We start from the raw sequence: 24,451 nt of genomic DNA on the forward strand, positions 1-24,451 counted from the left end.
GTGCTTCAGCCGGACGTCGAGGACGCCCTCGATCGCGGCCCACCGCTCCTCGGCGGGACCGGCGGCCGCGGCGCGGGCCAGGGCCGCGGCCAGATCGCGGAGCATCGGCTCCACGAGGGCGGCGAGGATGTCGGCCTTGCCGGGGAAGTGGTAGAGCACCGCCGGCTTGGAGACGCCTACCCGTTCGGCGATCTCCCGCAGCGAGGTGTCGTGGAAACCGCGTGCGCCGAACAGCTCCATGGACACCCGCAGGATCTGTCTCCTGGTGTCGGAATGCGCCTCGGAAGACGTCTCGTAAAGCGTCTCGGAATCTGCGGTTTTGCCGGTTTTCATGAGGAACAGCTTAATATCGGACAGGAGTTGAGGCGAGGTACTTATGGGCCGCTCCTGACCATCGGTAAGCCGCGGCAAGCCCGGACATCGCGCGGCGCCAGCGGACGCCCGGAGTCCTCCGGGCAGCGGGAAAAATAACTGGCGCGCGCCTGAACGGGCTTGTTACGGTGGGGACGTTCCCGCCGATCGGTGCGGGACCGCAGGTTTCAGCACGTCGTACGACCCGGAGGTGAGTTCATTGATGACTGTCATGGCGCAGGGCGCTGCCCGCACTCAGAAGACCATCAATGTCACTTCCGTGGTCTCCGGCTGACCTCAACACCTCTCTCGCGCGCCGTCGCGGCGCGCGCACTGCCGGGGCCACCCTGTGAAGGGTTTCCCTTGTCTCTTCCTTCTTTCTCGCAGGCTTCTCCCTCGCACGCCCTCGGCCCCTACGGCTGGGACGACGCATGGGAGGACGAATTCACCCCGTACACCGATCAGGGCCTCGTGCCCGGCCGGGTCGTACGGGTCGACCGCGGCCAGTGCGACGTCATGACGGCGGACGGAATCGTCCGCGCCGACACCGCCTTCGTCACCCCGCACGACCCGCTCCGGGTCATTTGCACCGGCGACTGGGCGGTGTTGGAGGCGCGCGGCAACCCGCGGTACGTCAGGACGTACCTGCCGCGCCGGACCGCCTTCGTACGGTCCACCTCCTCGCAGCGGTCCGAGGGTCAGATCCTCGCCGCGAACGTCGACCACGCGATCATCGCGGTGTCGCTGGCCGTCGAACTGGACCTCGGCCGCATCGAACGGTTCCTCGCGCTCGCCTGGGAATCGGGGGCGCAGCCACTGGTCGTCCTGACCAAGGCGGACGTCGTCCCGGACCCCGCGTCCCTCGGGTACCTCGTCCAGGACGTCGAGACGGCGGCGCCCGGCGTCCAGGTCCTCACCGTATCCTCGCTGACCGGAGCGGGCACGGACGTGCTCGCCGCGGTGGTCGCGGGCGGTACGAGCGTCCTCCTCGGCATCTCCGGCGCCGGCAAGTCCACGCTGGCCAACGCGCTGCTCGGGTCCGAGGTGATGGAGGTCCAGGAGACGCGCGACGTGGACGGCAAGGGCCGCCACACGACCACGACGCGCAACCTGCTGGCGCTGCCGGGCGGCGGCGTCCTGATCGACACCCCCGGGCTGCGGGGCGTGGGGCTCTTCGACGCCGAGACCGGGGTCGGGCAGGTCTTCTCGGAGATCGAGGAGTACGCGCGGCAGTGCCGGTTCCACGACTGCGCGCACGAGGCGGAGCCGGGGTGCGCGGTGCGGGCCGCCGTGGCCTCGGGCGAGCTGCCGGAGCGGCGGCTGGCCAGCTACCGCAAGCTGCTGCGGGAGAACCAGCGGATCGTCGCGAAGACGGACGCGAGGCTCCGGTCGGAGTTGAGGCGGGACTGGCGGCTGCGGTCCGCGGAGGGCCGCGCGAACTACGCCGCGAAGCGCACCGGCCGCGCCTGACGCTCCCGCGTCGCCTCTTCCCCCCGGGGCTTGCGCCCCGGGCCCCGCAGCCCCGTTCGGCACCCGCCGGGCGGGGCTGCGGGTATTGCGCTGCGCGGGGCCGGTCCCCTACCCACCCTTCCACCGTTCCCCGGAGCTTCGCCCCGGACCCCGAAGACCTGGGGCTCCGCCCCAGACCCCGCGCCTCAAACGCCGGCGGGGCTGTCTTGGCCGGCGGAGCTTCGCCCCGGACCCCGAAGACCTGGGGCTCCGCCCCGGGCCCCGCGCCTCAATCGTCGGCGGGGCTGTCTTGGTCCAGCCCCCACGACAGCACCCTCGCGGGGTGGATGCGGATGACTTCCGGGCTGAAGTGGGGGCCCAGGGAGTGCGGGCCGACTTCCAGCGTCGCGGTACCGCGGACCTCCACGCCGCGGACCGTCCACGGGCGGGTGCTGACGAGGTCGTCCACGACCAGGGACAGGCGGGGGTTGCCCGCGAGGTTGCGCCACTTCTTCGTCGTGCCCATCGCCAGGCCGCCCACCAGGATCGTCCCGTCGTCCTGCGGGAAGAAGCCCACCGGGTTCGCCTGTGGCTGCCCGGCCGCGTCCACCGTCGCGAGCCGCCCCAGGGGCTGCGATCGCAGGTAGGTCAGTTCCGGCTCGCTGAAACCCTTGAACTCCGTCAAGCCCGTCACCTCCTTCGAGTCCCTCATGGGGGAGACGATCCCAGCTCCGGCCACCCACCGCATCGGGCCGGGGGCCTACGCCCCCGGCCTACGCCCCCGGCGCCGAAGCGACGGTCCGACGGCTTGGGCCGGGCTCAGGTCCACAGCAGTGTTCCCACCCACGCCCCCACCACCAGAAGGCATGCGAGCAGTTCCACCAGCACGCTCGTCCCGACCGCCCGCATCACCGCCCGGACGGAAGTCCTCGCCTCCCCGTCGGAGCCCAGCCGCAGCCGCTCGCACAGGTAGATCCCGCCCACGAACCCCGGGACCGCCCCCACCACCGGCAGCAGCACGAAGCCCAGTACCGCCCCGGCGCCCGCGTACGCCGTCATCCGGCGGGTGACCCCCACTCCCCGGAGCCGGCGCGGTGGCAGCTGCCACTTCACCACCTGCACCACCAGCAGCAGGGCCGTGGTGGCGACCAACAGGGTCCACGCCGCGGCCGACCGCTCGTGCAGGGCCCACCACAGCACCCCCGCCCAGACCAGCCAGGTCCCCGGGACGCCCGGGACCAGCACCCCGGCGACTCCGAGCAACAGCACCAGCCCCATGAGGAGCAGCTGAGGCAGATCCATCTGCTCAGCCTGCCTGACCTGGGGCTATCGGGCCACCCAGCCCCGTTCGTACGCGTGCCAGCCCAGCTGGAGTCGGGTCGTGACCCCGGAGAGCTCCATCAGGCCCTTGACCCGCCGCTGGACCGTCCGCAGGCCCAGCTCCAGGTGCTTGGCCACGCTCGCGTCCGTCATCCCCGCCAGGAGCAGCGTGAGGATCTCCAGGTCCGTGGCGTCCGGACCCCCGTCGCCCTCCTCCGGGGAACCCGTGGAGCCCAGCCGCAGCGGCAGCGCCTCCCGCCAGACCGCCTGGAAGAGGCCCATCAGGGATTCCAGCAGCCCCGACGCGTGCACGACCAGGGCCGCCGGCTCCGCTCCGCGCGCGGTCAGCGGGACCATCGCGAGCGCCCGGTCGGCGATCACCAGCTTGGTCGGCACCTGGGCCGTCACCCGGATGTGTTCGCCGCGCGCCAGCGCCGTCGAGGCCTCCCGGATCCCGCCGGGCTGGGTGAGCACCTCCCGTTCGATGACGACCCGGTACGCGACGCCCCGTACGGAGGCCCGGTCCTCCGCCTCGTTGTCCGTGGCGGCGACGACCTGCGGCCTGCCGGTGACCAGCGCGCACACCTCCTCGGTCGCGCCCAGCTGGAGCTGGTGGAAGCGGTGGGCCACCGCGCTCGCACCCGTCACCACCTCCACCAGGTCGTGCACGGCCGGCTCGGCGGCCTCCGCCCGGTACTCCTCCGCCAGCAGTACCGCCGCCAGCTCCGCCTGCTCCAGTTCGTGCCGCTGCTGGGTGAGCAGCGCGCCCAGCGCCACCCCCGGCGGGGCGGCCACCCACCGGCCGGGCCGGGCGGAGGACTGGGCGGCGAGCCCCTGTCGTTCCAGGTGGCGCAGGGCCCGTTCGGTCTGCTGCACGGGCAGCGTCAACCGGTGCGCGAGATCGGGTACTTCCGCCGCTCCCAGCGCCACCAGCGCGCGGTAGGCGGACTCCTGTCCCTCGTCGAGACCTATCGCTCCCAGCATCCCGTACACCCCAACCCTCTCGGCGCCGTTCCTGGCGGGAAGCGGCCACGGCGCAAACCCGCCCGCGACATCATCGCCGTACCCCGCGCCCCTCTGCCAAGGTGACGCCACCGCAGCACCAATATCCGCTGGCCAGAAGGCATTTACGCGGCGGTTTCGCCGTGCATTGAAGCAATTGGCCGGAATTCACCTGGGGAGAGCGATGCGCCCGATATCGCGTACGGCACTGGGAGCGGCCATCGCGGCCGCCCTGGCCGTCACCGCCGTGGGCCCGTCCACGGCACGGCCGAGGGACGGAGCGCCCGGAGCGGGTACCGGAACGGCGAACAGGCCCCTCACGGGGAGCCGGGCGGCCTCCGAGCAGCCCACCGGCCCCGTCACCGTGACCCTGGTCACCGGGGACCGGGTCCTGGTCTCCACCGACGCGGCCGGCCGCACCGCCGCCACCGCGATGCCCCGCGAGGACGGCTCGCAGCCGGTCGTCCAGACCCGCCAGTCCGACAAGGACTTCTACGTCTACCCCGAGAGCGCGGTCAAGGCGCTCGCCGCGGGCAAGGCCGACGAGGAACTCTTCAACGTCACCGGCCTGATCCGCCAGGGCTACGACGACGCGCACGCCAAGAAGCTCCCGCTCATCGCGGTCTACGAGGGCTCCCCGACCCTCGCGCGCAGCGCCCCGCCGGTGCCGCGGGGCGCCGAGCAGTCGCTGGTCCTCGGCTCCATCGGCGGCGTCGCGCTCGCCGCCGACAAGGCCAAGGCCGCCGACTTCTGGGCCGACGTCACGGGCAGCGCCACCAACGCCCACTCCCGGTCCACCGCCTCCGCCCCGCTGAAGAAGCTGTGGCTGGACGGCAAGGTCCAGGCGAACCTGGAGCGTTCCACCCGGCAGGTGAACGCGACCGCCGCCTGGGCCGCCGGCTACGACGGCACCGGCACCAAGGTCGCCGTCCTCGACACCGGCACCGACCTCGGACACCCCGACCTCAAGGGCCGGGTCGCCGAGGCGAAGAACTTCACCGACTCGGACACGGCCGAGGACCGCCAGGGCCACGGCACCCACACCATCTCCACCGTCGGCGGCTCCGGCGCCGAGAGCGATGGAGCGAAGAAGGGCGTCGCCCCCGGCGCCCAGCTGCTCAGCGGCAAGGTCCTCAACGACTCCGGCTACGGCCTGGACTCGTGGATCATCGCGGGCATGCAGTGGGCCGTGGACAGCAAGGCCGACGTGATCTCCATGAGCCTCGGCGACCCCTCCCAGCTGTCCTGCGACGACCCGATGGCCGCCGCCACCGAGGCCCTGGCCCAGAGCGGCGGCGCCCTCTTCGTCATCGCCGCCGGCAACTCCGGCCCCGGCAACAACACGGTCTCCTCGCCCGGTTGCGCGCCCAGCGTGCTGACCGTCGGGGCCGTCGACCGCGACGACACGACCGCCCTCTTCTCCAGCCGCGGCCCGGCCGGACCGCAGCACACCCTCAAGCCCGAGATCGCCGCCCCCGGCGTAGGGATCTCCGCCGCCAGCATGGGCGGCCGCGGGGTGTACGCGTACCAGTCCATGTCGGGCACCTCGATGGCCACCCCGCACGTCGCGGGCGCCGCGGCCGTCGTCAAGCAGCGCCACCCCGACTGGACCCCGCAGCAGATCAAGGCCGCGCTGGTCGGTTCCGCGAACACCGCGGTCCCGGGTGACGTGCGGGAGACCGGCGGTGGTCGGCTCGACGTCAAGGCCGCCATCGACACCACGGTCACCGGCGCCCCCTCGCTCCAGGGCGGCGCGTACCACTGGCCGCAGGACCGCGGCGACCGCACCGGCATCTCGGTCCCGTACACCAACACGGGCAGCGAGTCCGTCACGCTGAACCTCTCCGTCGAGAAGGTCACCGGCAACGACGGCTCGGCCGTCCGCGGCCAGGTCGCCCGCCTCGACCAGCGCACCGTGACCGTCCCGGCCGGCGCCACCGTCAAGGTGCCGCTCGCCCTGGACCCCTCCGCGAAGCTGGAGCGCTCCCAGTACGGGGACGTCGCCGGCCGCGTCGTCGCAACGGCGAACGGCGTGCACGTCTCCACCCCCTTCTCCCTCTACGTGGAGCCGCAGACGGTCACCCTGCGCGTCAAGCTCATCGACCGCACCGGCCGGCCGGCCGGCGGCCCGTCCTCCCTGGACGTGATCGGCACCGACGACGCCAGCGGCGAGCGCCGCTTCAACGACGGCTCGGTCGACCAGGTCTACCGGGTCCGCCCGGGCGCGTACTTCCTCTCCGCCTTCGTCGCCACCCCCGACGCCGGTGAGAACGCGACGATGACCGACTCGCTCACCTACCTCGGCCGTCCGCAGACGGAGATCAAGAAGGACACGGTGATCGTGCTGGACGCCCGCAAGGCGGCCCGGCTGAGCATCGAAAACGACCGGCCCACCGAGGCGCGCGCCACCACGCTCGCCTTCTCCCGCTCCTGGGACGAGGCCTGGCTGCACGCGGGCACCGCCATGGGCGGCCGGACCATCCGCGGCTACTACGCCTCCGTCGAGGGCAAGGCCAAGGACGGCGCGTACGAGTTCGGCAGTTACTGGCGGGCGGCCGCGCCGCTGCTCTCCGAGCTGAAGGTGAACGGCGGCCCGGTGCTGCACCCGCTCACCGCCTCCACGGGCAGCGACAACCTCGACGGCACGGGCAGCGCCCCGCTCGTCAACGCGGGCGCGGGCACGGCCGAGGAGCTCGCCGCCGTCGCCGCCAAGGACGCGATCGTGCTGGTCAGGACGGACGATCCCGCGCTGTACGAGATCGCGGGCAACGCGAAGGCGGCCGGCGCCAAGGCCGTCCTCGCCTACCGCGACGCACCCGGCCGCTGGCAGGCCTTCACCGGCTACGCGGGCGGCTCGCTCCCGGCCCTGTCCATCGAGTCCGCCGAGGGGCGGCCACTGGCGGCGCAGCTCGCCGAGGCCCCCCGGGGCAAGGTGACGCTGAGCTGGAAGGCCAACGCGAAGAGCCCGTACGTTTACAACCTCGCCCAGATCGAGAAGGGTTCGGTCCAGGGCGACCGCACCTACCGGGTGCGCGACCGCGAGCTCGGCACCGTCGAATCGGCCTACCAGTCGATGGGCGTCGCATCCGGCTTCATCGACATGGCCGGCGCCTACCGCCCGCTCGGCACCGCCGTGTACTTCGGAGGTTTCGACACCGTCGCGGTACCGGGCAAGCGCACCGAGTTCTACTCCGCCGGGGACACGGCCTGGGACCACGTGCTCTCCAGCAGCTTCCCCTGGGGCGAGTTCATGACCGACCGGCAGCGCACGTACGAGGCGGGCTCCCAGCGCGCGGAGAGCTGGTACGACGGGGTCATCGGCCCGGTGGCGCCGCGCGACACCACGGGCAAGGAGCAGCTGGCCGCCGAGCGGCAGGGCAACCTGATCGGCTTCGCCTCCGCGATGTGGGGCGACGGCGGGCACTACGCGCAGCAGGGGAGCTTCGGCGACGTCGGCAACGTCTCGCTCAAGCGCGACGGCGAGCCGCTGGGCGACAGCGGTTACCCGTCCGGGGTCTTCGAGGTACCGGCCGCGGAGGGCACGTACGAACTGACCCAGCAGCTGGCGAAGATCGGGCAGCCGGCCCGCACCTGGCAGCGCTCCTCCGAGATCCAGACCTCTTGGACCTTCCGCTCGAAGCTGGACGCCACGCGGTACTCGCAGCCGCTGCCGATCCTCTTCCCGCGGATCTCCGCCCCGCTGGACGGGATGAAGACGCTGGCCGCGGCCAACGGCCAGAAGATCACCCTCGGGGTCAGCGGGCACGCGGGCTACGCGCCCGGCGCGCTCAAGTCGGCCAAGCTGTCGTACTCGTACGACGAGGGCGGCAGCTGGACCGAGGCGAAGGTGAGCGAGCGCGGCGGGCAGTGGGCGGCGACCGTCGACCACGCCGGGGCCGCGGGCAAGCAGGTCATGCTCAAGGTCCAGCTGACCGACACGAACGGCGCTGCTGTCACCCAGACGGTCGCGCGGGCGTACGACATTCGTTAGGTCGTACGGCTGATAGGGGGAGGGTCCATCGGACGGCGGTCCGATGGGCCCTCCTTTTTCGTGAGTTCGCCGGATTCCGTCCCGTCCGGAGCCCGAGAATGAGGGCCATGAGTCAGCAGGGTACGGATGCGGGCGCGGATGACTGGTGGCAGAAGCTCTACGAGGACCCCGAGACGGGACCGGAACCGGATCCCCGGGACACGCTGGACCACCGCTTCCGCTCGGCGGCGGTCATGGTCACCGAACCGCCCCCCCGGCCACCGGATCCGGAGCCGGTGGCCGAGTACGCCGAGTCGCTGCTGCCGCCGCCGCGGGACCCGCGGGAGGGCGGGCAGACCTGGTACGCGCTGGGGGACGTGGCCGTCCCGCCCGCGCTGCCGCCCGAGGAGCCGGAGGAGCCGGAGGGACTGCCCGTCTGGCGCCGGCGGCTACGCGGCGATGCCGCCGCGGGGGCATCGATCCCGGAGCAGGCCCCGGCCGGTCCCCCTCCGGACTCCGCCCCCGGAGCTCGGACGGCCGGTGGGGGCGGGCCGGGCGAGGCGGCCGGGCCGGGCGATCGGACAGGTCGGGCCGATCAGTCCGGACCGGGCGGTCTCAGGGGGCCCACCGGACCGGGCGGTCAGGGAGAACCGGGCGGTGACGGCGGACCGGGCGGACTGGGTGGGCTGGGTGGGCTGAGCGGCCTCGGCGGGGCAGGCGGCCTCGGCGGGGCGGCCGGATCCGGCGGGGACGGTGAGACCCGATCCGCGGCCGGGACCCGATCCGCGGCCGGGACCCGGTCCGGGGCCGGGACCGGAGCCGCGGCCGGGACGGCGGGGGCAGGCGGGGTCGTCCCCGAGCCGGGGGCGGCAACCGGGGGCCCGGCGGGCTCCCGGGGGCCCGGTGGTCCCCCGCGGCCCGTGGTCACGCATCTCGGGGACCGGCCCCCGACCTACGCCGCCGAGCCCGTCGCGCTGCCCGCCGCCGATCCGGCCGGACTCGACGCGCTGACCCCCGACACCGTGCTGGAAGGGGCCCAGTACGGCGGCTACACCCTGCGCGCCGCCTCGCTGCGCGGGGACTCGGCCCGGTTCCGCGGCGAGGCCCGGCGGGACTTCCTGCTCACCGCCCGCTTCGGCGCCGGGCCCGACGCCCTCGTCCTGGTCGTGCTCGCCGGCGGGGACCGGGCCGCGTCCGGAGCCGGCGCGGCCGCGGCCGAAGTGTGCCGCCTGGTCGCGGGCGCCGTCGGGCGCAGCCAGGAGCGGCTGGCCGAGGACATCCGCGCCGGGCGGCGCGACGCCCTGCGCTCGGGACTGCAGCGGCTCACCGACCGGGGCTACGGCAGGCTGCGCGCCCGCGCCGCCGAGCTGGGGCTCGCGGAGGACGCGTACACGGCCGGGCTGCGGGGGCTGCTGCTGCCGGTCGATCCCGAGTGCCACACCCGGGTCTGCTTCGGCGCGGGCGCGGGCGGTCTGTTCCGGCTCCGCGAGGGCCAGTGGCGCGATCTGGAGGAGGCCGCGCCGACGGCGGAGACCGGGTTCCGCTTCCGGGCCTCGGTGGCCCGCCCCGGCGACACCCTGCTCCTGTGCTCCGGCGGCCTCGCCGAGCCGATGCGCGAGGAGCGGCCCCTGTCCACCGAGCTCGCATCCCGCTGGTCCGAGGGGCCCCCGCCGGGCCTCGCGGCCTTCCTCGCCGACACCCAGCTCCGCCTCAAGGGCTACGCCGACGACCGGACGGCCGCCGCGGTCTGGGAGGCGTGAGCGGGCGAACCGTGCATGGATGGAAGGCGCACACGGAAAGCGCCGAACCGGAAAGGGCACCCCCTCCATGGCCAAGCAGAACGTGGCGGAGCAATTCGTCGACATCCTCGTGCGCGCCGGCGTGCGGCGGATGTACGGAGTCGTCGGGGACAGCCTGAACCCCGTCGTGGACGCGATCCGCCGTACGGGCGGCATCGAGTGGATCCAGGTCCGCCACGAGGAGACCGCCGCCTTCGCGGCCGGCGCCGAGGCCCAGATCACCGGAACCCTCGCCGCGTGCGCCGGTTCCTGCGGCCCCGGCAACCTCCACCTCATCAACGGCCTCTACGACGCCCACCGCTCGATGGCCCCGGTCCTCGCGCTGGCCTCCCACATCCCCTCCAGTGAGATCGGCCTCGGCTACTTCCAGGAGACCCACCCCGACCGGCTGTTCACCGAATGCAGCCACTACAGCGAGCTGATCTCCAACCCCCAGCAGATGCCGCGGGTCCTGCAGAGCGCCATCCAGCACGCGGTGGGCCGCAGCGGGGTCGGCGTGATCTCCCTGCCGGGAGACATCGCCTCGCTGCCCGCTCCCGAGAAGAGCGTCGAACACGCCCTGGTGACCGCCCGGCCGACGGTGCGGCCCGGCGACGGGGAGATCGAGAAGCTGGTCCGGCTCGTCGACGAGGCGGACAAGGTCACGCTGTTCTGCGGCAGCGGCACCGCCGGTGCGCACGCCGAGGTGATGGAGTTCGCCGACCGGGTCAAGGCCCCGGTCGGACACGCCCTGCGGGGCAAGGAGTGGATCCAGTACGACAATCCGTACGACGTCGGCATGAGCGGGCTGCTCGGCTACGGCGCGGCCTACGAGGCCACCCACGAGTGCGATCTGCTGGTCCTGCTCGGCACGGACTTCCCGTACAACGCCTTCCTCCCCGACGACGTGAAGATCGTCCAGGTGGACATCAGGCCCGAACACCTCGGCCGCCGCTCCAAGCTGGACCTCGCGGTCTGGGGCGACGTACGGGAGACCCTGCGCGCGCTGAACAGCCGGGTGAAGGCCAAGACGGACCGCCGCTTCCTCGACCGGATGCTGAAGAAGCACGCGGACGCGCTGGAAGGAGTGGTGAAGGCCTACACGCGGAAGGTGGAGAAGCACACCCCCATCCATCCCGAGTACGTCGCCTCCGTCCTGGACGAACTCGCCGACGACGACGCCGTGTTCACCGTCGACACGGGCATGTGCAACGTCTGGGCGGCGCGCTATCTTTCGCCGAACGGCAAACGCCGCATCATCGGCTCCTTCAGTCACGGGTCGATGGCCAACGCCCTCCCGCAGGCCATCGGCGCACAGTTCACCGATCGCGGACGTCAAGTGGTGTCGATGTCGGGCGACGGCGGCTTCTCCATGCTGATGGGAGATTTCCTCACGCTGGTGCAGTACGACCTCCCCGTCAAAGTGGTCCTCTTCAACAATTCCTCGCTCGGAATGGTTGAGCTGGAGATGCTGGTTTCCGGCCTGCCCTCGTACGGAACGACGAACAAGAACCCCGACTTCGCGGCGATCGCCCGCGCGGCCGGCGCGTACGGGGTCCGCGTGGAGAAGCCCAAGCAGCTCAACCAGGCTTTGAAGGACGCTTTCAAGCACAAGGGACCCGCCCTGGTGGACGTGGTCACGGACCCCAACGCGCTGTCCATTCCACCGAAGATCAGCGCCGAGATGGTGACCGGATTCGCACTGTCCGCCAGCAAGATCGTGCTGGACGGAGGGGTCGGCCGGATGGTCCAGATGGCTCGGTCCAACCTCAGGAACGTGCCGCGCCCCTGACCCCGCATGCGTGCGGATTTCCTCAGAGGGCATGCATCCCGTAGGCCTGTTCGAGAGGCGGGCCGTCCGGCAGCGGGGCATACGGGAGGTACATCGCGGTGCGGGTGGGGGCGAAGTCCGGGAAGGTGCGGAAGAGGGGGCGGCCGGTAACGCGTGAACCGGTGGCCGGGAACGGGGGAGCGGTGGACCCGCCGGGGATCACCCGCAGCGTGCGCCGGGCGGACCTCAAGGCGGTGGGCGAAGTCCGTGAGGCCCTGAGGGAGTTGATGCGCCACCGGTGCCGGGTGGACGCCGCCGACGTGGCCGAGCTGCTGGTCACCGAGCTGGTCACCAACGCCCTCGTCCACACCGATCAGGGCGCTGAGGTGTCCGCGACCCTGGCCCGCGCCCGCCTGCGGGTGGAGGTCCGGGACTACGCCGCCCGCCGGCCCCGGCCGCACGTACCGTCCGCCGACGACGGTACGCACGGCAGGGGGCTGGTGCTGGTCCAGGCACTCGCCGACGCCTGGGGCGTGGACGCGCTGACCGCGGCGCTGGGCGGGGGCAAGGTGGTGTGGTTCGAACTGGACGGACGCCACGACGCGGGACCCGCCTGACGCTTCGGGCGGGTCCCGCGTCGGGGAGCGCGGCCGCCGTGGCTCCGGCCGACCGCCGCTCCGGTCCCCCTGTGTCGGGGGTCAGGTCAGCCGAACTGCTGCTCCAGGTCCTTCAGTTTGCGCTCCAGCGAGTCGAGTCGCGGAAGCGTCTGGGTGTCGTCCTCGGCGGTGAGGTCCACCGTCCGGGGGCCACCCGCCGCCTCAGCGGAGTCGGTTCCGTTCACGGCCTGCAGGGAGGGCCGGCGTCGTAGTGGCAGTTGCCCCGCATCCGCTATGGCCGGCTCCGCGCCGACCGGCGCGGAGCCCGATCCGGGGGCCAGCCCCGGCATGTCGACCTGACGGGCGCGGGCCAGGCGCCCGAACGCCCGGTTCTGCCGGCCGAGCGCCTTGATGTGCGCCCGGTCCAGGCGGTGTTGCTCCCGCCTGCGGTGCCGGTCCTGCTCCTTCTCCTTCTTGTCCTCGCGCACCTCGTCCACGGCCTCATCGAGGGTGCGCACCCCCTCCAGCAGCATCAGCGACCAGGCGCCGAAGGTCTCCCGGGGGGCCCGCAGCCAGCGGACCATCCGGATCTGGGGCAACGGCCTTGGAATCAGGCCCTGTTCGCGCAGTGCGGCCCGGCGGGTCTGCTTCAGCGCGCGGTCGAAGAGCACGGCCGCGGAGAGGGACATGCCGGAGAAGAACTGCGGCGCCCCGTCGTGGCCGATGCCGCGCGGAGCGTGCACCCAGTTGAACCAGGCGGCCGCGCCCGCGAACAGCCAGACCAGCATGCGCGAGCCGAGTGCGGCATCGCCGTGGCTGGCCTCGCGGACGGCGAGCACCGAGCAGAACATGGCGGCGCCGTCGAGGCCGAAGGGGACCAAGTACTCCCAGCCGCCGGAAAGGTTGAGGTTCTGCCGGCCGAAGCCGACCAGCCCGTGGAAGGAGAGAGCGGCGGCGACCGCCGCGCAGCAGAACAGCAGGACGTAGGAGGCGGTCCCGTAGACGGCCTCCTTGCGCCGCCGGCGCTCCTCGCTGCGCTCCCAGCTGTCCTCGGCCGCCGCGGCCTTCTCGCCTTCGCGCTTGCCCCGGGCCAGTACCGCCACTGCCGCAAGTACGCCCAGGATCAGCAGGCTGCCGGGCAGCAGCCAGTCCAGCGATATGTCGGTCAGTCTCATGCGGATGTCCTTGCCTCGCGTATGCGGCTGTTCGGCTTGTGGCCGGTGCGGCTTTCCGGGCGCCATAGTGGCGCAGCCGGTCCGCCGTACACGCGGGTTTCGGGTCAAGTGGACGCCATCGGGGGGCGGAGCCCGCCGGATAGGGTGTCGCGGCTCGAACAGTCGCTCGTGGAGACGGGGTTGGGTTCGATTCCCGGTCAGCCGGACGGGTGGCTTCGGACGACGGAGACGAACGTGCCGCGGCTGCGCCGGATCAGGCGGCGGTGGCGGCCTCGGCCGTCAGGCGCGCCACTCGGTCCGCGTCGCAGGTGCGGGGGCAGGTGACGCAGGTGTCCTCGGGGCGGATCGTGTAGAAGAAGCAGCAGCTCGCCCGGTCGCGGGTGGGCAGCGTTCGGCCGTCCGGGGCTTCGAGGCCGCGGAAACCGGCGCCGCCCGTGTACGGGGCGGTCGTGCCGGGGAGCAGCAGCTCCAGTTCGCGTACGGCCCGCCGCTCCTCGGCCTCGCCGAGGAGGTGGCCGATGTACCAGAGGCTTTCGACGACCTCGTCGGTCGCCATGCCCCACAGGGCCCGCCGGCCGCGCCGCAGGCGGCGGCCGAAACCTTCGAGCACCGGCCCGAGGTGCCGGGCCACCATGGCCCGCACCTCCTCGCGCAGCGCCTCCTCGTCGGGCACGACCCGCGCCCCGGGGAGGACGGCCGCCGGGTCGTCGGGCAGGCAGGCGAAGGACTCGACGCGGACGGCCATCCGCCCCTGGGCCCGGTGGAAGGACACGCCGTCCGGGGGCAGCAGGGGCACGCGGCGGTCCAGGAACCAGGGCGCCGTGATCAGCAGGCACGCGGGCCACGCGTACCGGTGCAGTCCGAAGCTCGCCACCACATCGGGCCGGGCCCGGCGCCCGTAGTCACGCAGCACCTGGGCGTCGTCCCAGGCCAGGAAGGCGTCCACGGCCTCCCCGCCCGCCGCGAGCTCGTCCGCGCCGACCCACCCCGCACCGCGAGGGGAGGGCTCGTGCGCGGCGAGCTCGGTGACGTGCAGTCCGCCGTAGGCACGGGTCAGCCGTGCATAGGCGTCCGCCACGGGAGAGCCGTCCGGGGCGGGCGCACGGACGGGCTTGACGGCCGTGACGGTCATGGAGGGACCACCGAATCGCGCGATCGTTGACAGGTAAGGCTTACCTTATCTGACCTCGGACCGGTTCGGGATATTCTCTGGTCAGGTCTGGACCCGTAGGAGGACCGAGTGCGTGACACGGCCCGATCCCGGGTCCCGGAACAGCAGACGCGGAAGGTCTCCCGCCATTCGGTGCGCGGACAGATCCTCGACGCGCTGCGCGCGGCGCTGTTCGACGGCGCACTCGTGCCGGGGGAGATCTACTCCGGCCCCGCCCTGGGGGAGCGGTTCGGGGTCTCCGCGACGCCCGTGCGCGAAGCGATGCAGCAGCTGGCGCTGGAGGGCGCGGTCGAATGCCTCCCGAACCGCGGCTTCCGGGTCCTGGCCCGGACCCCGGTCGAGCTCGCGGAACTGGCCGAGGTCAGGGCGCTGGTCGAGGTCCCGGTGATGCTGCGGCTGGCCCGTACGGTCGATCCGGCGCAGTGGTCCGCGCTGCCGCTGCGCGCGGCGGCGGAGGCGACCGTGGAGGCGGCCGCCTCCGGTGACCGGGCCTGGTACGCGGAGACGGACCGGGCGTTTCACCGTGCGGTGCTGGGGCTGGCGGGCAACGCGCAGCTCCTGCTCGTGGCGGCCGATCTCCACCGCCGCTCCCAATGGCCCGTCCCGGGCCCCTCGAAGCCCCGCGCCTCCGCCCTGGCCGCGGACGCGGCGCAGCACGTGGCCCTGCTCGACGCCCTCGCCGAGGGGAACCTCCCCTTGGCGGAATCCCTGATCCACGGCCATCTGGCCTCTTGACGCGTCCGCCGGTGCGGGTGAGTGTGCCGCTGCGCGGGGCTGGTCCCCTACCCGCCCTTCCACCGTTCCCCGGGCTCCGCCCGGACCCTCCTGGGGCTCCGCCCCAGACCCCGCGCCTCAAACGCCGGCGGGGCTGAATTCGACAGGCTGCCGTTACAGCCGCGCAAGGGCCCCTCCCAGCGATAGCTGGAGGAGCTTGAGGCGCGGGGGTGCGGGGGCTGGCCCCCGGCAGCTGCATCGCATCCTGCGACGGGTCCGGGGCGGAGCCCCGGGGAACGGTGGAAGGGCGGGTAGGGGACCAGCCCCGCGCCGCGGCGCGTCCGCCCGCACCCGCAGCGGTCCCCGCGCTGCGCGGAAGCGCGTCAAGAAGGGGCGGCCGGGGTCGGGTGGAGTTGGTCGGCCAGCCAGGTGGGGATGCCGCCCAGGAGGTGGAACAGGCGGCGGGCCTCCGCCCGCAGGCGGGCCGCCTCCGGCTCCGGCTCCGCTTCGGCCAGGGCCGCCAGCGCCGGCGCCGTGCCCACCAGGAACCCCAGGTCCTCCCGGATGCGGAGGGACTCCGCGAAGCCCTTGCGGGCCTCGGCCACCTCCCCGTCCCGCAGGGCCAGCGCGGCCAGGTGCCGCCAGGTGAAGGACAGCAGCAGGGTGTCCCCGTGGGCGAGCGCCCCCGCGTGGGCCCGCCGGTAGGCGGGCAGCGCGGACTGCGGGGCGTCCGCGAGGTGCTCGGCGACCAGGCCGCGCCGGAAGTCCAGCAGCGGCCGGGTCCGGGACCCCGGGGTCAGCAGCGCCGCCGCCCGCCCCAGCGCGGAGCGGGCCTCGTCGGCCCGGTCCCGTACGCCCAGTACGGTCGCGGCGTACGCCAGGTGACCCCGCTCGCACGCGGCCGCACCCCGGTCGTCGTCGTCCTGGGCCACCGCCTCGGCGACCCGCAGCGCGTCCTCCGCCTCGGCCCAGCCCTGGCCGGTGAACAGGCTGCGCTCGACCAGCAGTCCGGTCCGCTGTACGGCGGCTCCGGCATCGTGCACGTGCGGCGTCAGCAGGGCCGCCGCGTCGGTCCAACAGCCGCGCGAGCGCAGTCGCCATATCGCCCGCTGGAGGGGGTCGTCTCCCCCGGTAGTTCCGGCACCGGACATGGCGGTATCCGCCACATTGCCCTCCCCAAAGCAACCAAGCAGCACGTCGTTGAGCCCTGGGGCGAAATGAGAGCACGGATCGGCAGGTTCGGCCAAGGGGTCGGGTGAACTCTTTCACAAAGTCCGGACGGATCATCAGCCGCCCCCGCTCGGTCCGGCTCGGCCCCGACCGGCCGCCGACCCGTCCCCCACCCGCCCCCCACCCGTCCCCGACCGGCCCCCCGGCCGGTCAGGAGGCGCGACGCCTCAGCTCATCCGCAGTGCCAGGAAGAAGTCGAGCTTGTCCTCCAGCCGGGAAAGGTCCCGCCCCGTCAACTGCTCGATTCGCCCGACCCGGTACCTCAGCGTGTTGACGTGCAGGTGCAGCCGCGTCGCGCAGCGGGTCCACGAGCCGTCGCAGTCCAGGAACGCCTCGAGCGTGGGAATGAGCTCCGCCCGGTGGCGGCGGTCGTAGTCCCGCAGCGGGTCCAGCAGCCGGGCCGTGAAGGCGCGGCGGACGTCGTCCGGGACGAACGGGAGCAGCAGGACGTGCGAGGCCAGCTCGTGGTGTCCGGCCGCGCAGACCCGGCCCGGACGGGCCGCCGCGACCCGGCGGGCGTGCCGGGCCTCTTCCAGGGCTCCCCGGAGCCCCTCGGCGGAGTGCACGGCTGCGCTGACGCCCAGCGTGAGGCGGCCGTCGTCGGCGAGTCCGGCCGCCAGGGGTTCCCGTACGGACGCGAGCAGCGTCTCCGCGTGCAGGGCGGTGTCGGGGCCCTTCTCCTCGCCGGGCTCCCCGGCCGGGGCGGGCAGCGGTACGAGGGCGATCGCCTCGTCCCCGGCGTGCGCGACCGCGATCCGGTCGGAGGGCTCCGGACCGGAGATCGAGGGGTCCACGAGGATCTCCTCGAGCAGCGACTGGGCGACGGGTCCGCCGGAGATGTCCCCGCCGTCCCAGTCCACCCGGGCCACGACGACCTGCCAGTGCGGCGCGGAGCCCAGGCCCGGCAGGAGCACCGGGGCGGCCACCCGCAGGCGGGCGGCGATCTCGGCGGGCGGGGCGCCCGTCTGGACCAGCTCCAGCACTTCCTGGGCGAGGCGGCGGCGCACCGTACGGGCCGCGTCGCGGCGGTCGCGCTCGACGGCGATCAGCTGGGTGACGCCCTGGAGCAGGTCGAGCCGCTCGGCGGGCCAGTCGCCCGCGTCGGCCTCGACGGCCAGCAGCCAGTCGGAGAGCACGCTCTCGCGCACGTCCCGGGCCGCGGCCTGGCCCGCCGCGCCCCGCCCGTGTCCCCTGATCGGGAACAGGGAGTAGGTAATACCCTGGATGGAAATCCGGTGCGGGCCCCGGCGGCCCGTCCGGACCGCCGCGAGGTGTTCGCTCGCCAGTGCCGCGCAGATGCCCGGCGCCAGCGGCTCGCCCGCTCCGGCGATCTGCCGGCCCGTGGGAGCGAGCACCCAAGCCCGGAGATCGAGGTCGGTGGTGAGCAGATCGAGCACCACATCGGGACCCCCACCGGTGGGTCCGGAGGTCATCAGGCGGCGGTGGCGGTCCACGACGGCGGCGAGATCGCCGGCCCGTTCTCCCGAGACCTGGCGCACCACGTACTCGGTGATCGTGGCGAATGCAACGTCTTCGTTCACAGCGAACAGCGGCAGACGGTTGCGCAGACACGCCGAGACGAGATCGTCGGGAATGTCCCCCAGCTCAGCCTCGCCCGCCGCGAGCCCGGCCACGCCGGCGCTCGCGAGGATTCGTACGAATGGCTCGGAGTCGGCTGAATTTCGTCTCCATGCCAGGCCAGTGAGGACGAGCTCGCCCCCGGAGAGGTATCGGCTGGGATCACGCAGGTCGGTCGTCATGACCCCGCGGACCGTCCGGTCGAGTTCTTCCTGGCCGCCGAGCAGCCGCAGCCCCAGCGCCTCGGTTTCCAGCAGTGCGCGCAGCCGCATGATGTCGCCGCCGATCTGTCTCGAATGTTGCCCTTGGAAATCGGGCAGGTCGTCGCATCCTGCCTTTCATACGAATCTACAAGACGAGGGAGGCCGTCAGCCAACTCCTTCATGGTTTCGGTGACTGCACCCGGGGGACGAGCGGCCGGTGTACTGAGTCCACACCGCGTTAACAGCACGTGAACGACCAGTCGAGGGCCTAGGGGCCTCCTGGCTTGAAGTGAACGACCCGATTGAGAAGAAGAGAGCCACACATGGACTTCCTTCGCCCCGCCAGCTGGGAGGAGGCGCTCGCCGCTAAGGCCGAGTTCCCCACAGCTGTGCCGATTGCGGGTGGCACCGATGTGATGGTCGAGATCAACTTCGACCACCGTCGGCCGGAGTACCTCCTGGACCTGAACCGCATCGGTCTCCTGCGGGAATGGGAGGTCGGCGAGGACGTGGTTCGTCTGGGCGCCTCCGTCCCGTACACGCAGATCATGGAGAACCTCCGCACGGAGCTTCCGGGACTCGCGCTCGCCTCGCACACGGTCGCGTCCCCGCAGATTCGCAACCGCGGCGGTGTCGGCGGCAACCTCGGTTGCGCCTCGCCGGCCGGTGACTCGCACCCCGCGCTCCTCGCGGCGGGCGCCGAGGTGGAGGTGGAGTCCGTACGCGGCTCTCGCCTGATCCCGATCGACGAGTTCTACACGGGCGTGAAGCGCAACGCGCTCGCCCCCGACGAGCTCATCAAGACCGTCCACATCAAGAAGGCGGACGGCCCCCAGCAGTACTCCAAGGTGGGCTCCCGCAACGCGATGGTCATCGCGGTGTGCGCGTTCGGTCTGGCGCTGCACCCGCAGACCCGTACGGTCCGCACCGGCATCGGTTCGGCCGCGCCGACCCCGATCCGGGCGAAGGCCGCCGAGGAGTTCTTGAACGCCGCGCTCGAAGAGGGCGGCTTCTGGGAGTCCGGCAAGGTCATCACCCCGTCGATCGCCAAGCAGTTCGGTGACCTCGCCTCCGGCGCGGCCAACCCGATCGACGACGTCCGCGGCACGGCGAAGTACCGCCGCCACGCGGTCGGCATCATGGCTCGCCGCCAGCTCGTCTGGACGTGGGAGCAGTACCGCGGTTCGAACAACGGCCGCTCGCTCGAAGGGGCTGCGTAATCATGCGCGTCAATTTCACTGTCAACGGCCGTCAGCAGGAAGCCGACGACGTCTGGGAGGGCGAGTCCCTCCTCTACGTCCTGCGCGAGCGCCTCGGCCTGCCGGGTTCGAAGAACGCCTGCGAGCAGGGCGAGTGCGGTTCCTGCACCGTCCGCCTCGACGGCGTGCCGGTCTGTTCCTGTCTGGTCGCGGCCGGTCAGGTCGAGGGCCGCGACGTCGTGACCGTCGAGGGCCTGGCGGAGTTCGCCAAGCAGCGCGACGAGCACGGCCACGGCGGTGCCTGCGGCACCGGCGGCGGCTGCGGCGGCAAGGGCGGCGTCTCCCTGGACGCTGCCAAGCAGTGGTCCGCGAAGGGTGCCGACTCGCAGACCGGCGAGGGCGTGGAGCTCTCCAACATCCAGCAGGCGTTCATCGACGCCGGCGCGGTCCAGTGCGGTTTCTGCACCCCGGGCCTCCTGGTCCAGGCGGACGCGCTGCTGGAGGAGAACGCCTCCCCGTCCGACCAGGACATCCGCGAGGCCCTCTCCGGCAACCTCTGCCGCTGCACGGGCTACGAGAAGATCCTCGACGCGGTCCGCCTCGCGGCCGCCCGTCAGTCAGAGGCGGTCTGACCATGGCTCAGAACACGCGCACGGTTCCGGCCGGTACGCCGACCAACGTCACGCAGAAGCACAACAAGGGCGGCATCGGCGAGTCCACGCTGCGCCCTGACGGCACCCTCAAGGTCACCGGTGAGTTCGCGTACTCCTCGGACATGTGGCACGAGGACATGCTGTGGGGCCAGACGCTGCGCAGCACCGTGGCCCACGCCGAGATCGTCTCGATCGACATCTCCGAGGCCCTGGCGATGCCGGGCGTCTACTCGGTGCTGACGTACGACGACCTGCCCGCCGAGATGAAGAACTACGGCCTGGAGATCCAGGACACCCCGGTTCTCGCCAACGGCCGGGTACGTCACCACGGTGAGCCGGTCGCCCTCGTGGCCGCCGACCACCCGGAGACCGCCCGCCGCGCGGCCGCCAAGATCAAGATCGACTACAAGGAGCTGCCGCTCGTCACGGACGAGGCCTCCGCCCTCGCCCCCGGCGCGCCGCTGATCCACGAGGGCCGCGACGACCACCACATCGGTCACGTCCCGCACCCGAACATCGTGCACCGCCAGCCGATCATCCGCGGCAACGTGGAAGAGGCCCGCAAGCGCGCCGACGTCATCGTCGAGGGCGAGTACACCTTCGGCATGCAGGACCAGGCCTTCCTCGGCCCGGAGTCCGGCCTGGCCGTGCCGTCCGAGGACGGCGGGGTGGAGCTGTACGTCGCCACCCAGTGGCTGCACTCCGACCTCAAGCAGATCGCCCCCGTCCTCGGCCTGCCCGAGGAGAAGGTGCGCATGACGCTCTCGGGCGTCGGCGGTGCCTTCGGCGGTCGCGAGGACATCTCGATGCAGATCCACGCGTGCCTCCTGGCGCTGGCCACGGGCAAGCCGGTCAAGATCGTCTACAACCGGTTCGAGTCCTTCTTCGGCCACGTGCACCGCCACCCGGCGAAGCTCTACTACGAGCACGGCGCCACCAAGGACGGCAAGCTCACGCACATGAAGTGCAAGATCGTCCTGGACGGCGGCGCGTACGCGTCCGCTTCCCCGGCGGTCGTGGGCAACGCCTCCTCCCTCTCGGTCGGTCCGTACGTCCTGGAGGACGTGGACATCGAGGCGATCGCGCTCTACACGAACAACCCGCCCTGTGGCGCGATGCGCGGCTTCGGCGCCGTCCAGGCCTGCTTCGCCTACGAGGCCCAGATGGACAAGCTCGCGGCGAAGCTGGGCATGGACCCGGTCGAGTTCCGCCAGCTGAACGCCATGGAGATGGGCACGGTCATGCCCACCGGCCAGGTCGTGGACGCCCCGGCGCCCGTCGCCGAGCTGCTGCGCCGGGTCAAGGCCCGCCCGCTGCCGCCGGAGCGCCAGTGGGAGAGCGCCGGCGAGAGCGCGGACGTCCGCGCGCTGCCCGGTGGCCTTTCGAACACCACCCACGGTGAAGGCGTCGTCCGCGGCGTCGGCTACGCGGTCGGCATCAAGAACGTCGGCTTCTCCGAGGGCTTCGACGACTACTCGACCGCCCGCGTGCGCCTCGAGATCATCAACGGCGAGCCCGTCGCGATGGTCCACACGGCCATGGCGGAGGTCGGCCAGGGCGGCATCACCGTCCACGCGCAGATCGCCCGTACGGAGCTGGGTGTCACGCAGGTGACCATCCACCCGGCCGACACCCAGGTCGGCTCCGCCGGTTCCACGTCGGCCTCGCGGCAGACGTACATGACCGGTGGCGCCGTGAAGAACACCTGTGAGGCCGTGCGCGAGGCCCTGCTGGAGATCGGCCGCCGCAAGAACGGCTCGTACCACCCGGCGTGGGCCACGGCCGAGCTGCTGCTCGAAGGCGGAAAGGTCGTCACCGACGGCGGCGAGGTCCTCGCGGACATCGCCGACATCCTGGAGGGCGAGGACGCGATCGACCTCGAGCTCGAATACCGTCACCACCCGACCGTCCCGTTCGACCTGGTCACCGGTCAGGGCAACGGCCACGTCCAGTACACCTTCGCCGCGCACCGCGCGGTCGTCGAGGTGGACACCGAGCTCGGCCTGGTCAAGGTCGTGGAGCTCGCGACCGCCCAGGACGTAGGCAAGGCGCTCAACATGCTCTCCGTGGTCGGCCAGATCCAGGGTGGTACCACCCAGGGCCTGGGCGTCGCGATCATGGAAGAGATCATCGTGGACCCGAAGACCGCGAAGGTGCGCAACCCCTCCTTCACGGACTACCTGATCCCGACCATCCTCGACACCCCGACCATCCCGGTCGACGTCCTGGAGCTCGCCGACCCGAAGGCCCCGTACGGCCTGCGCGGCATGGGCGAGGCCCCGACCCTCTCGTCCACCCCGGCCGTCCTCGCGGCGATCCGGCAGGCGACCGGTCTGGAGCTCAACAAGACGCCGATCCGTCCGGAAGCCCTCACCGGCACCCTCTAGGACGGCGTGGTCCGGGGGCCGCGAGGCCCCCGGACCCACCCCCAGATTTCCGGGCGGTGCGGCACGGGAACGTCACACTTCCAGCCGTACCGCCCGGAGCACGGAAGTCCGGAGTCATCAGTACCGCACCGCTCGCGGTCAGTTTCACCGGCATTACCCCCCCAGAACCCCGGTAGCACCACACACCCCGGTGTAGCCGGCAGTACCAGGCAGTACCGCAGAACCCACGCAGTACCCGCAGTACACGCAGTGAACATTCGCGTCGCCTCGGGCCGTCACCCCGGGTCGTGCAGCCAACGGCATTTCCCAAATCCCGTGTCTCCAATCTTCATGCGGGTGCCCCTTTGAACCTTGGGAGTTAGGCACCATGACCCAGTCGTCTGTGGAGCCCAAGACCAGTGCGGAAGAGGCCGGCGACGGCTCTCGTCCCCCCGCCGGACGGTCTTGGCTCGATCGGTACTTCCACATATCCCAGCGTGGATCCAACGTCGGAAATGAAATTCGTGGCGGTGTCACGACCTTCATGGCCATGGCGTACATCCTGCTGCTCAACCCGCTGATCCTCTCCGGCAAGGACGTCGCCGGAGACACCATGAGCCAGAAGGCTCTGATCACCGCCACCGCGTTCGCGGCCGCGCTGACCACGCTCCTCATGGGCTTCGTCGGCAAGGTCCCGCTCGCGCTGGCCGCCGGCCTGTCCGTCTCCGGTGTGCTGTCCTCGCAGGTGGCGCCGCAGATGACCTGGCCGCAGGCCATGGGCATGTGCGTGATGTACGGCGTCGTGATCTGTCTCCTGGTCGTCACCGGCCTCCGCGAGATGATCATGAACGCGATCCCGCTCGCGCTCAAGCACGCGATCACCATGGGCATCGGCATGTTCGTCGCCCTGATCGGCCTCGTGAAGGCCGGCTTCGTGGGCAACGGCGGGGAGTTCGCTCCTCCCGTGAGCCTCGGTGCGACCGGCGAGCTCGCCGGCTGGCCCGTCTTCCTCTTCTGCGTGACCCTGCTCGCCATCTTCATGCTGCAGGCCCGCAAGGTCCCCGGCGCGATCCTGATCGGCATCGTCGGCGGAACGGTCCTGGCGGCCATCCTGAACGCCATCGTGGACATCGACCCGAAGGCCTGGAAGAACGGCGCTCCGGAGCTTGCCGGCTCCGCGATCTCGATGCCCGACTTCTCGCTCTTCGGCGACGTCGAGTTCGGCGGCTGGGGCGACGTCGGTGTCATGACGGTCGGCATGATCGTCTTCACCCTGGTGCTCGCCGGCTTCTTCGACGCGATGGCCACCATCATCGGCGTCGGCACCGAGGCCAAGCTCGCCGACGACAAGGGCCGCATGCCGGGCCTGTCCAAGGCCCTGTTCATCGACGGTGCCGGTGGCGCCATCGGTGGCATCGCGGGTGGCTCCGGCCAGACGGTGTTCGTCGAGTCCGCCACCGGCGTCGGAGAGGGTGCCCGCACAGGTCTCGCCTCCGTCGTCACCGGCCTCTTCTTCGCCGCCTGCCTCTTCTTCACCCCGATCACGCAGATCGTCCCGGGTGAGGTCGCCTCCGCGGCCCTGGTCGTCATCGGCGCGATGATGATGCAGAACGCCCGCCACGTGGACTGGTCCGACAGCGCGACCGCCATCCCGGTCTTCCTGACCGTGGCGATCATGCCCTTCACCTACTCGATCACGGCCGGCGTCGCCGCCGGTGTGATCTCCTACGTGGCCATCAAGGTCGCGCAGAGCAAGGTCCGCGAGATCGGTGCCTTCATGTGGGTGCTCACCGTGATCTTCGTGGTGTTCTTCGCCCTCCACCCCATCGAGTCGTGGGTCGGGGTCAAGTAAGCGAATGTGGCCGGCCCGGTCCGACCGGGCCGGCCACTGCTCGAAACGCCCACGCATCCGATACTGGAACCGA

The 24,451-nt window shown here is 72.1% G+C and carries 17 protein-coding genes and 1 pseudogene; 10 read left to right on the plus strand and 8 right to left on the minus strand.

Going from position 1 to position 24,451, the window contains the following annotated elements; all coding sequences use genetic code 11:
• Window positions 1-126 precede the first annotated feature (126 nt).
• Window positions 127-333, minus strand: a pseudogene (locus tag J7E97_RS36945) (TetR/AcrR family transcriptional regulator); the annotation flags it as partial.
• Window positions 334-714: 381 nt separating this feature from the next.
• Here J7E97_RS36945 and rsgA point away from each other — a divergent pair.
• On the plus strand, window positions 715-1,821 hold the full coding sequence (gene rsgA / locus J7E97_RS03505; RefSeq protein WP_251053745.1) for a ribosome small subunit-dependent GTPase A: 1,107 nt from the start codon (window positions 715-717) through the stop codon (window positions 1,819-1,821).
• A 268-nt stretch (window positions 1,822-2,089) separates the two neighbouring features.
• Here rsgA and J7E97_RS03510 read toward each other — a convergent pair whose 3' ends face one another.
• The 3 genes from J7E97_RS03510 to J7E97_RS03520 all read right to left on the minus strand — a co-directional run bounded on the left by J7E97_RS03510 (window position 2,090) and on the right by J7E97_RS03520 (window position 4,104).
• Window positions 2,090-2,512 (minus strand): PPOX class F420-dependent oxidoreductase, encoded by a 423-nt coding sequence (locus J7E97_RS03510; RefSeq protein WP_215022099.1) that lies wholly within the window; start codon window positions 2,510-2,512, stop codon window positions 2,090-2,092.
• A gap of 107 nt (window positions 2,513-2,619) precedes the next feature.
• The gene (locus tag J7E97_RS03515) at window positions 2,620-3,102 is read right to left on the minus strand and encodes a DUF456 domain-containing protein (protein ID WP_215022101.1); all 483 of its coding nucleotides are present in this window, start codon (window positions 3,100-3,102) and stop codon (window positions 2,620-2,622) included.
• 24 nt (window positions 3,103-3,126) lie between these two features.
• Window positions 3,127-4,104 carry a helix-turn-helix domain-containing protein gene (locus tag J7E97_RS03520; protein WP_215022103.1) on the minus strand — a complete coding sequence of 326 codons (978 nt, stop codon included), beginning with the start codon at window positions 4,102-4,104 and terminating at the stop codon, window positions 3,127-3,129.
• 202 nt (window positions 4,105-4,306) lie between these two features.
• Between J7E97_RS03520 and J7E97_RS03525 the strand changes: the two genes are divergently transcribed.
• The 4 genes from J7E97_RS03525 (at window position 4,307) to J7E97_RS03540 (ending at window position 12,258) form a co-directional block, all read left to right on the plus strand.
• A complete protein-coding gene (locus tag J7E97_RS03525) occupies window positions 4,307-8,113 on the plus strand; it encodes a S8 family serine peptidase (protein ID WP_215022105.1) in 3,807 nt (1,268 codons plus the stop codon).
• A 107-nt stretch (window positions 8,114-8,220) separates the two neighbouring features.
• A complete protein-coding gene (locus J7E97_RS03530) occupies window positions 8,221-9,852 on the plus strand; it encodes a protein phosphatase 2C domain-containing protein (RefSeq protein ID WP_215022107.1) in 1,632 nt (543 codons plus the stop codon).
• A 67-nt stretch (window positions 9,853-9,919) separates the two neighbouring features.
• Window positions 9,920-11,662 (plus strand): pyruvate dehydrogenase, encoded by a 1,743-nt coding sequence (locus tag J7E97_RS03535; protein WP_215022109.1) that lies wholly within the window; start codon window positions 9,920-9,922, stop codon window positions 11,660-11,662.
• Between the two features lie 161 nt (window positions 11,663-11,823).
• A complete protein-coding gene (locus tag J7E97_RS03540; RefSeq protein WP_215022112.1) occupies window positions 11,824-12,258 on the plus strand; it encodes an ATP-binding protein in 435 nt (144 codons plus the stop codon).
• 86 nt (window positions 12,259-12,344) lie between these two features.
• Here J7E97_RS03540 and J7E97_RS03545 read toward each other — a convergent pair whose 3' ends face one another.
• Window positions 12,345-13,412: a DUF2637 domain-containing protein gene (locus J7E97_RS03545; RefSeq protein ID WP_215022113.1), complete on the minus strand. Its 1,068-nt coding sequence runs from the start codon at window positions 13,410-13,412 to the stop codon at window positions 12,345-12,347.
• A gap of 253 nt (window positions 13,413-13,665) precedes the next feature.
• Window positions 13,666-14,544, minus strand: coding sequence for a (2Fe-2S)-binding protein (locus tag J7E97_RS03550; protein WP_215022115.1), 879 nt, complete (start codon window positions 14,542-14,544; stop codon window positions 13,666-13,668).
• A gap of 108 nt (window positions 14,545-14,652) precedes the next feature.
• Between J7E97_RS03550 and J7E97_RS03555 the strand changes: the two genes are divergently transcribed.
• A complete protein-coding gene (locus J7E97_RS03555; protein ID WP_215022117.1) occupies window positions 14,653-15,318 on the plus strand; it encodes a GntR family transcriptional regulator in 666 nt (221 codons plus the stop codon).
• A 362-nt stretch (window positions 15,319-15,680) separates the two neighbouring features.
• Here the strand turns inward: J7E97_RS03555 and J7E97_RS03560 are convergent, their stop codons facing one another.
• The gene (locus J7E97_RS03560) at window positions 15,681-16,448 is read right to left on the minus strand and encodes a hypothetical protein (protein ID WP_215022120.1); all 768 of its coding nucleotides are present in this window, start codon (window positions 16,446-16,448) and stop codon (window positions 15,681-15,683) included.
• Between the two features lie 246 nt (window positions 16,449-16,694).
• Window positions 16,695-18,377 (minus strand): PucR family transcriptional regulator ligand-binding domain-containing protein, encoded by a 1,683-nt coding sequence (locus J7E97_RS03565; RefSeq protein ID WP_215022122.1) that lies wholly within the window; start codon window positions 18,375-18,377, stop codon window positions 16,695-16,697.
• Between the two features lie 254 nt (window positions 18,378-18,631).
• Here J7E97_RS03565 and J7E97_RS03570 point away from each other — a divergent pair, with 254 nt between their 5' ends.
• The 4 genes from J7E97_RS03570 to J7E97_RS03585 all read left to right on the plus strand — a co-directional run bounded on the left by J7E97_RS03570 (window position 18,632) and on the right by J7E97_RS03585 (window position 24,378).
• Window positions 18,632-19,528: a xanthine dehydrogenase family protein subunit M gene (locus J7E97_RS03570; RefSeq protein WP_215022124.1), complete on the plus strand. Its 897-nt coding sequence runs from the start codon at window positions 18,632-18,634 to the stop codon at window positions 19,526-19,528.
• 2 nt (window positions 19,529-19,530) lie between these two features.
• Window positions 19,531-20,139 (plus strand): (2Fe-2S)-binding protein, encoded by a 609-nt coding sequence (locus tag J7E97_RS03575; protein WP_215022126.1) that lies wholly within the window; start codon window positions 19,531-19,533, stop codon window positions 20,137-20,139.
• 2 nt (window positions 20,140-20,141) lie between these two features.
• Window positions 20,142-22,547: a xanthine dehydrogenase subunit D gene (gene pucD / locus J7E97_RS03580; protein ID WP_215022128.1), complete on the plus strand. Its 2,406-nt coding sequence runs from the start codon at window positions 20,142-20,144 to the stop codon at window positions 22,545-22,547.
• A gap of 367 nt (window positions 22,548-22,914) precedes the next feature.
• Window positions 22,915-24,378: an NCS2 family permease gene (locus J7E97_RS03585; RefSeq protein ID WP_215022130.1), complete on the plus strand. Its 1,464-nt coding sequence runs from the start codon at window positions 22,915-22,917 to the stop codon at window positions 24,376-24,378.
• Window positions 24,379-24,451 lie beyond the last annotated feature (73 nt).

Origin of the sequence: Streptomyces sp. ISL-66 (assembly GCF_018614135.1) — a bacterium.
Lineage (GTDB): Bacteria > Actinomycetota > Actinomycetes > Streptomycetales > Streptomycetaceae > Streptomyces.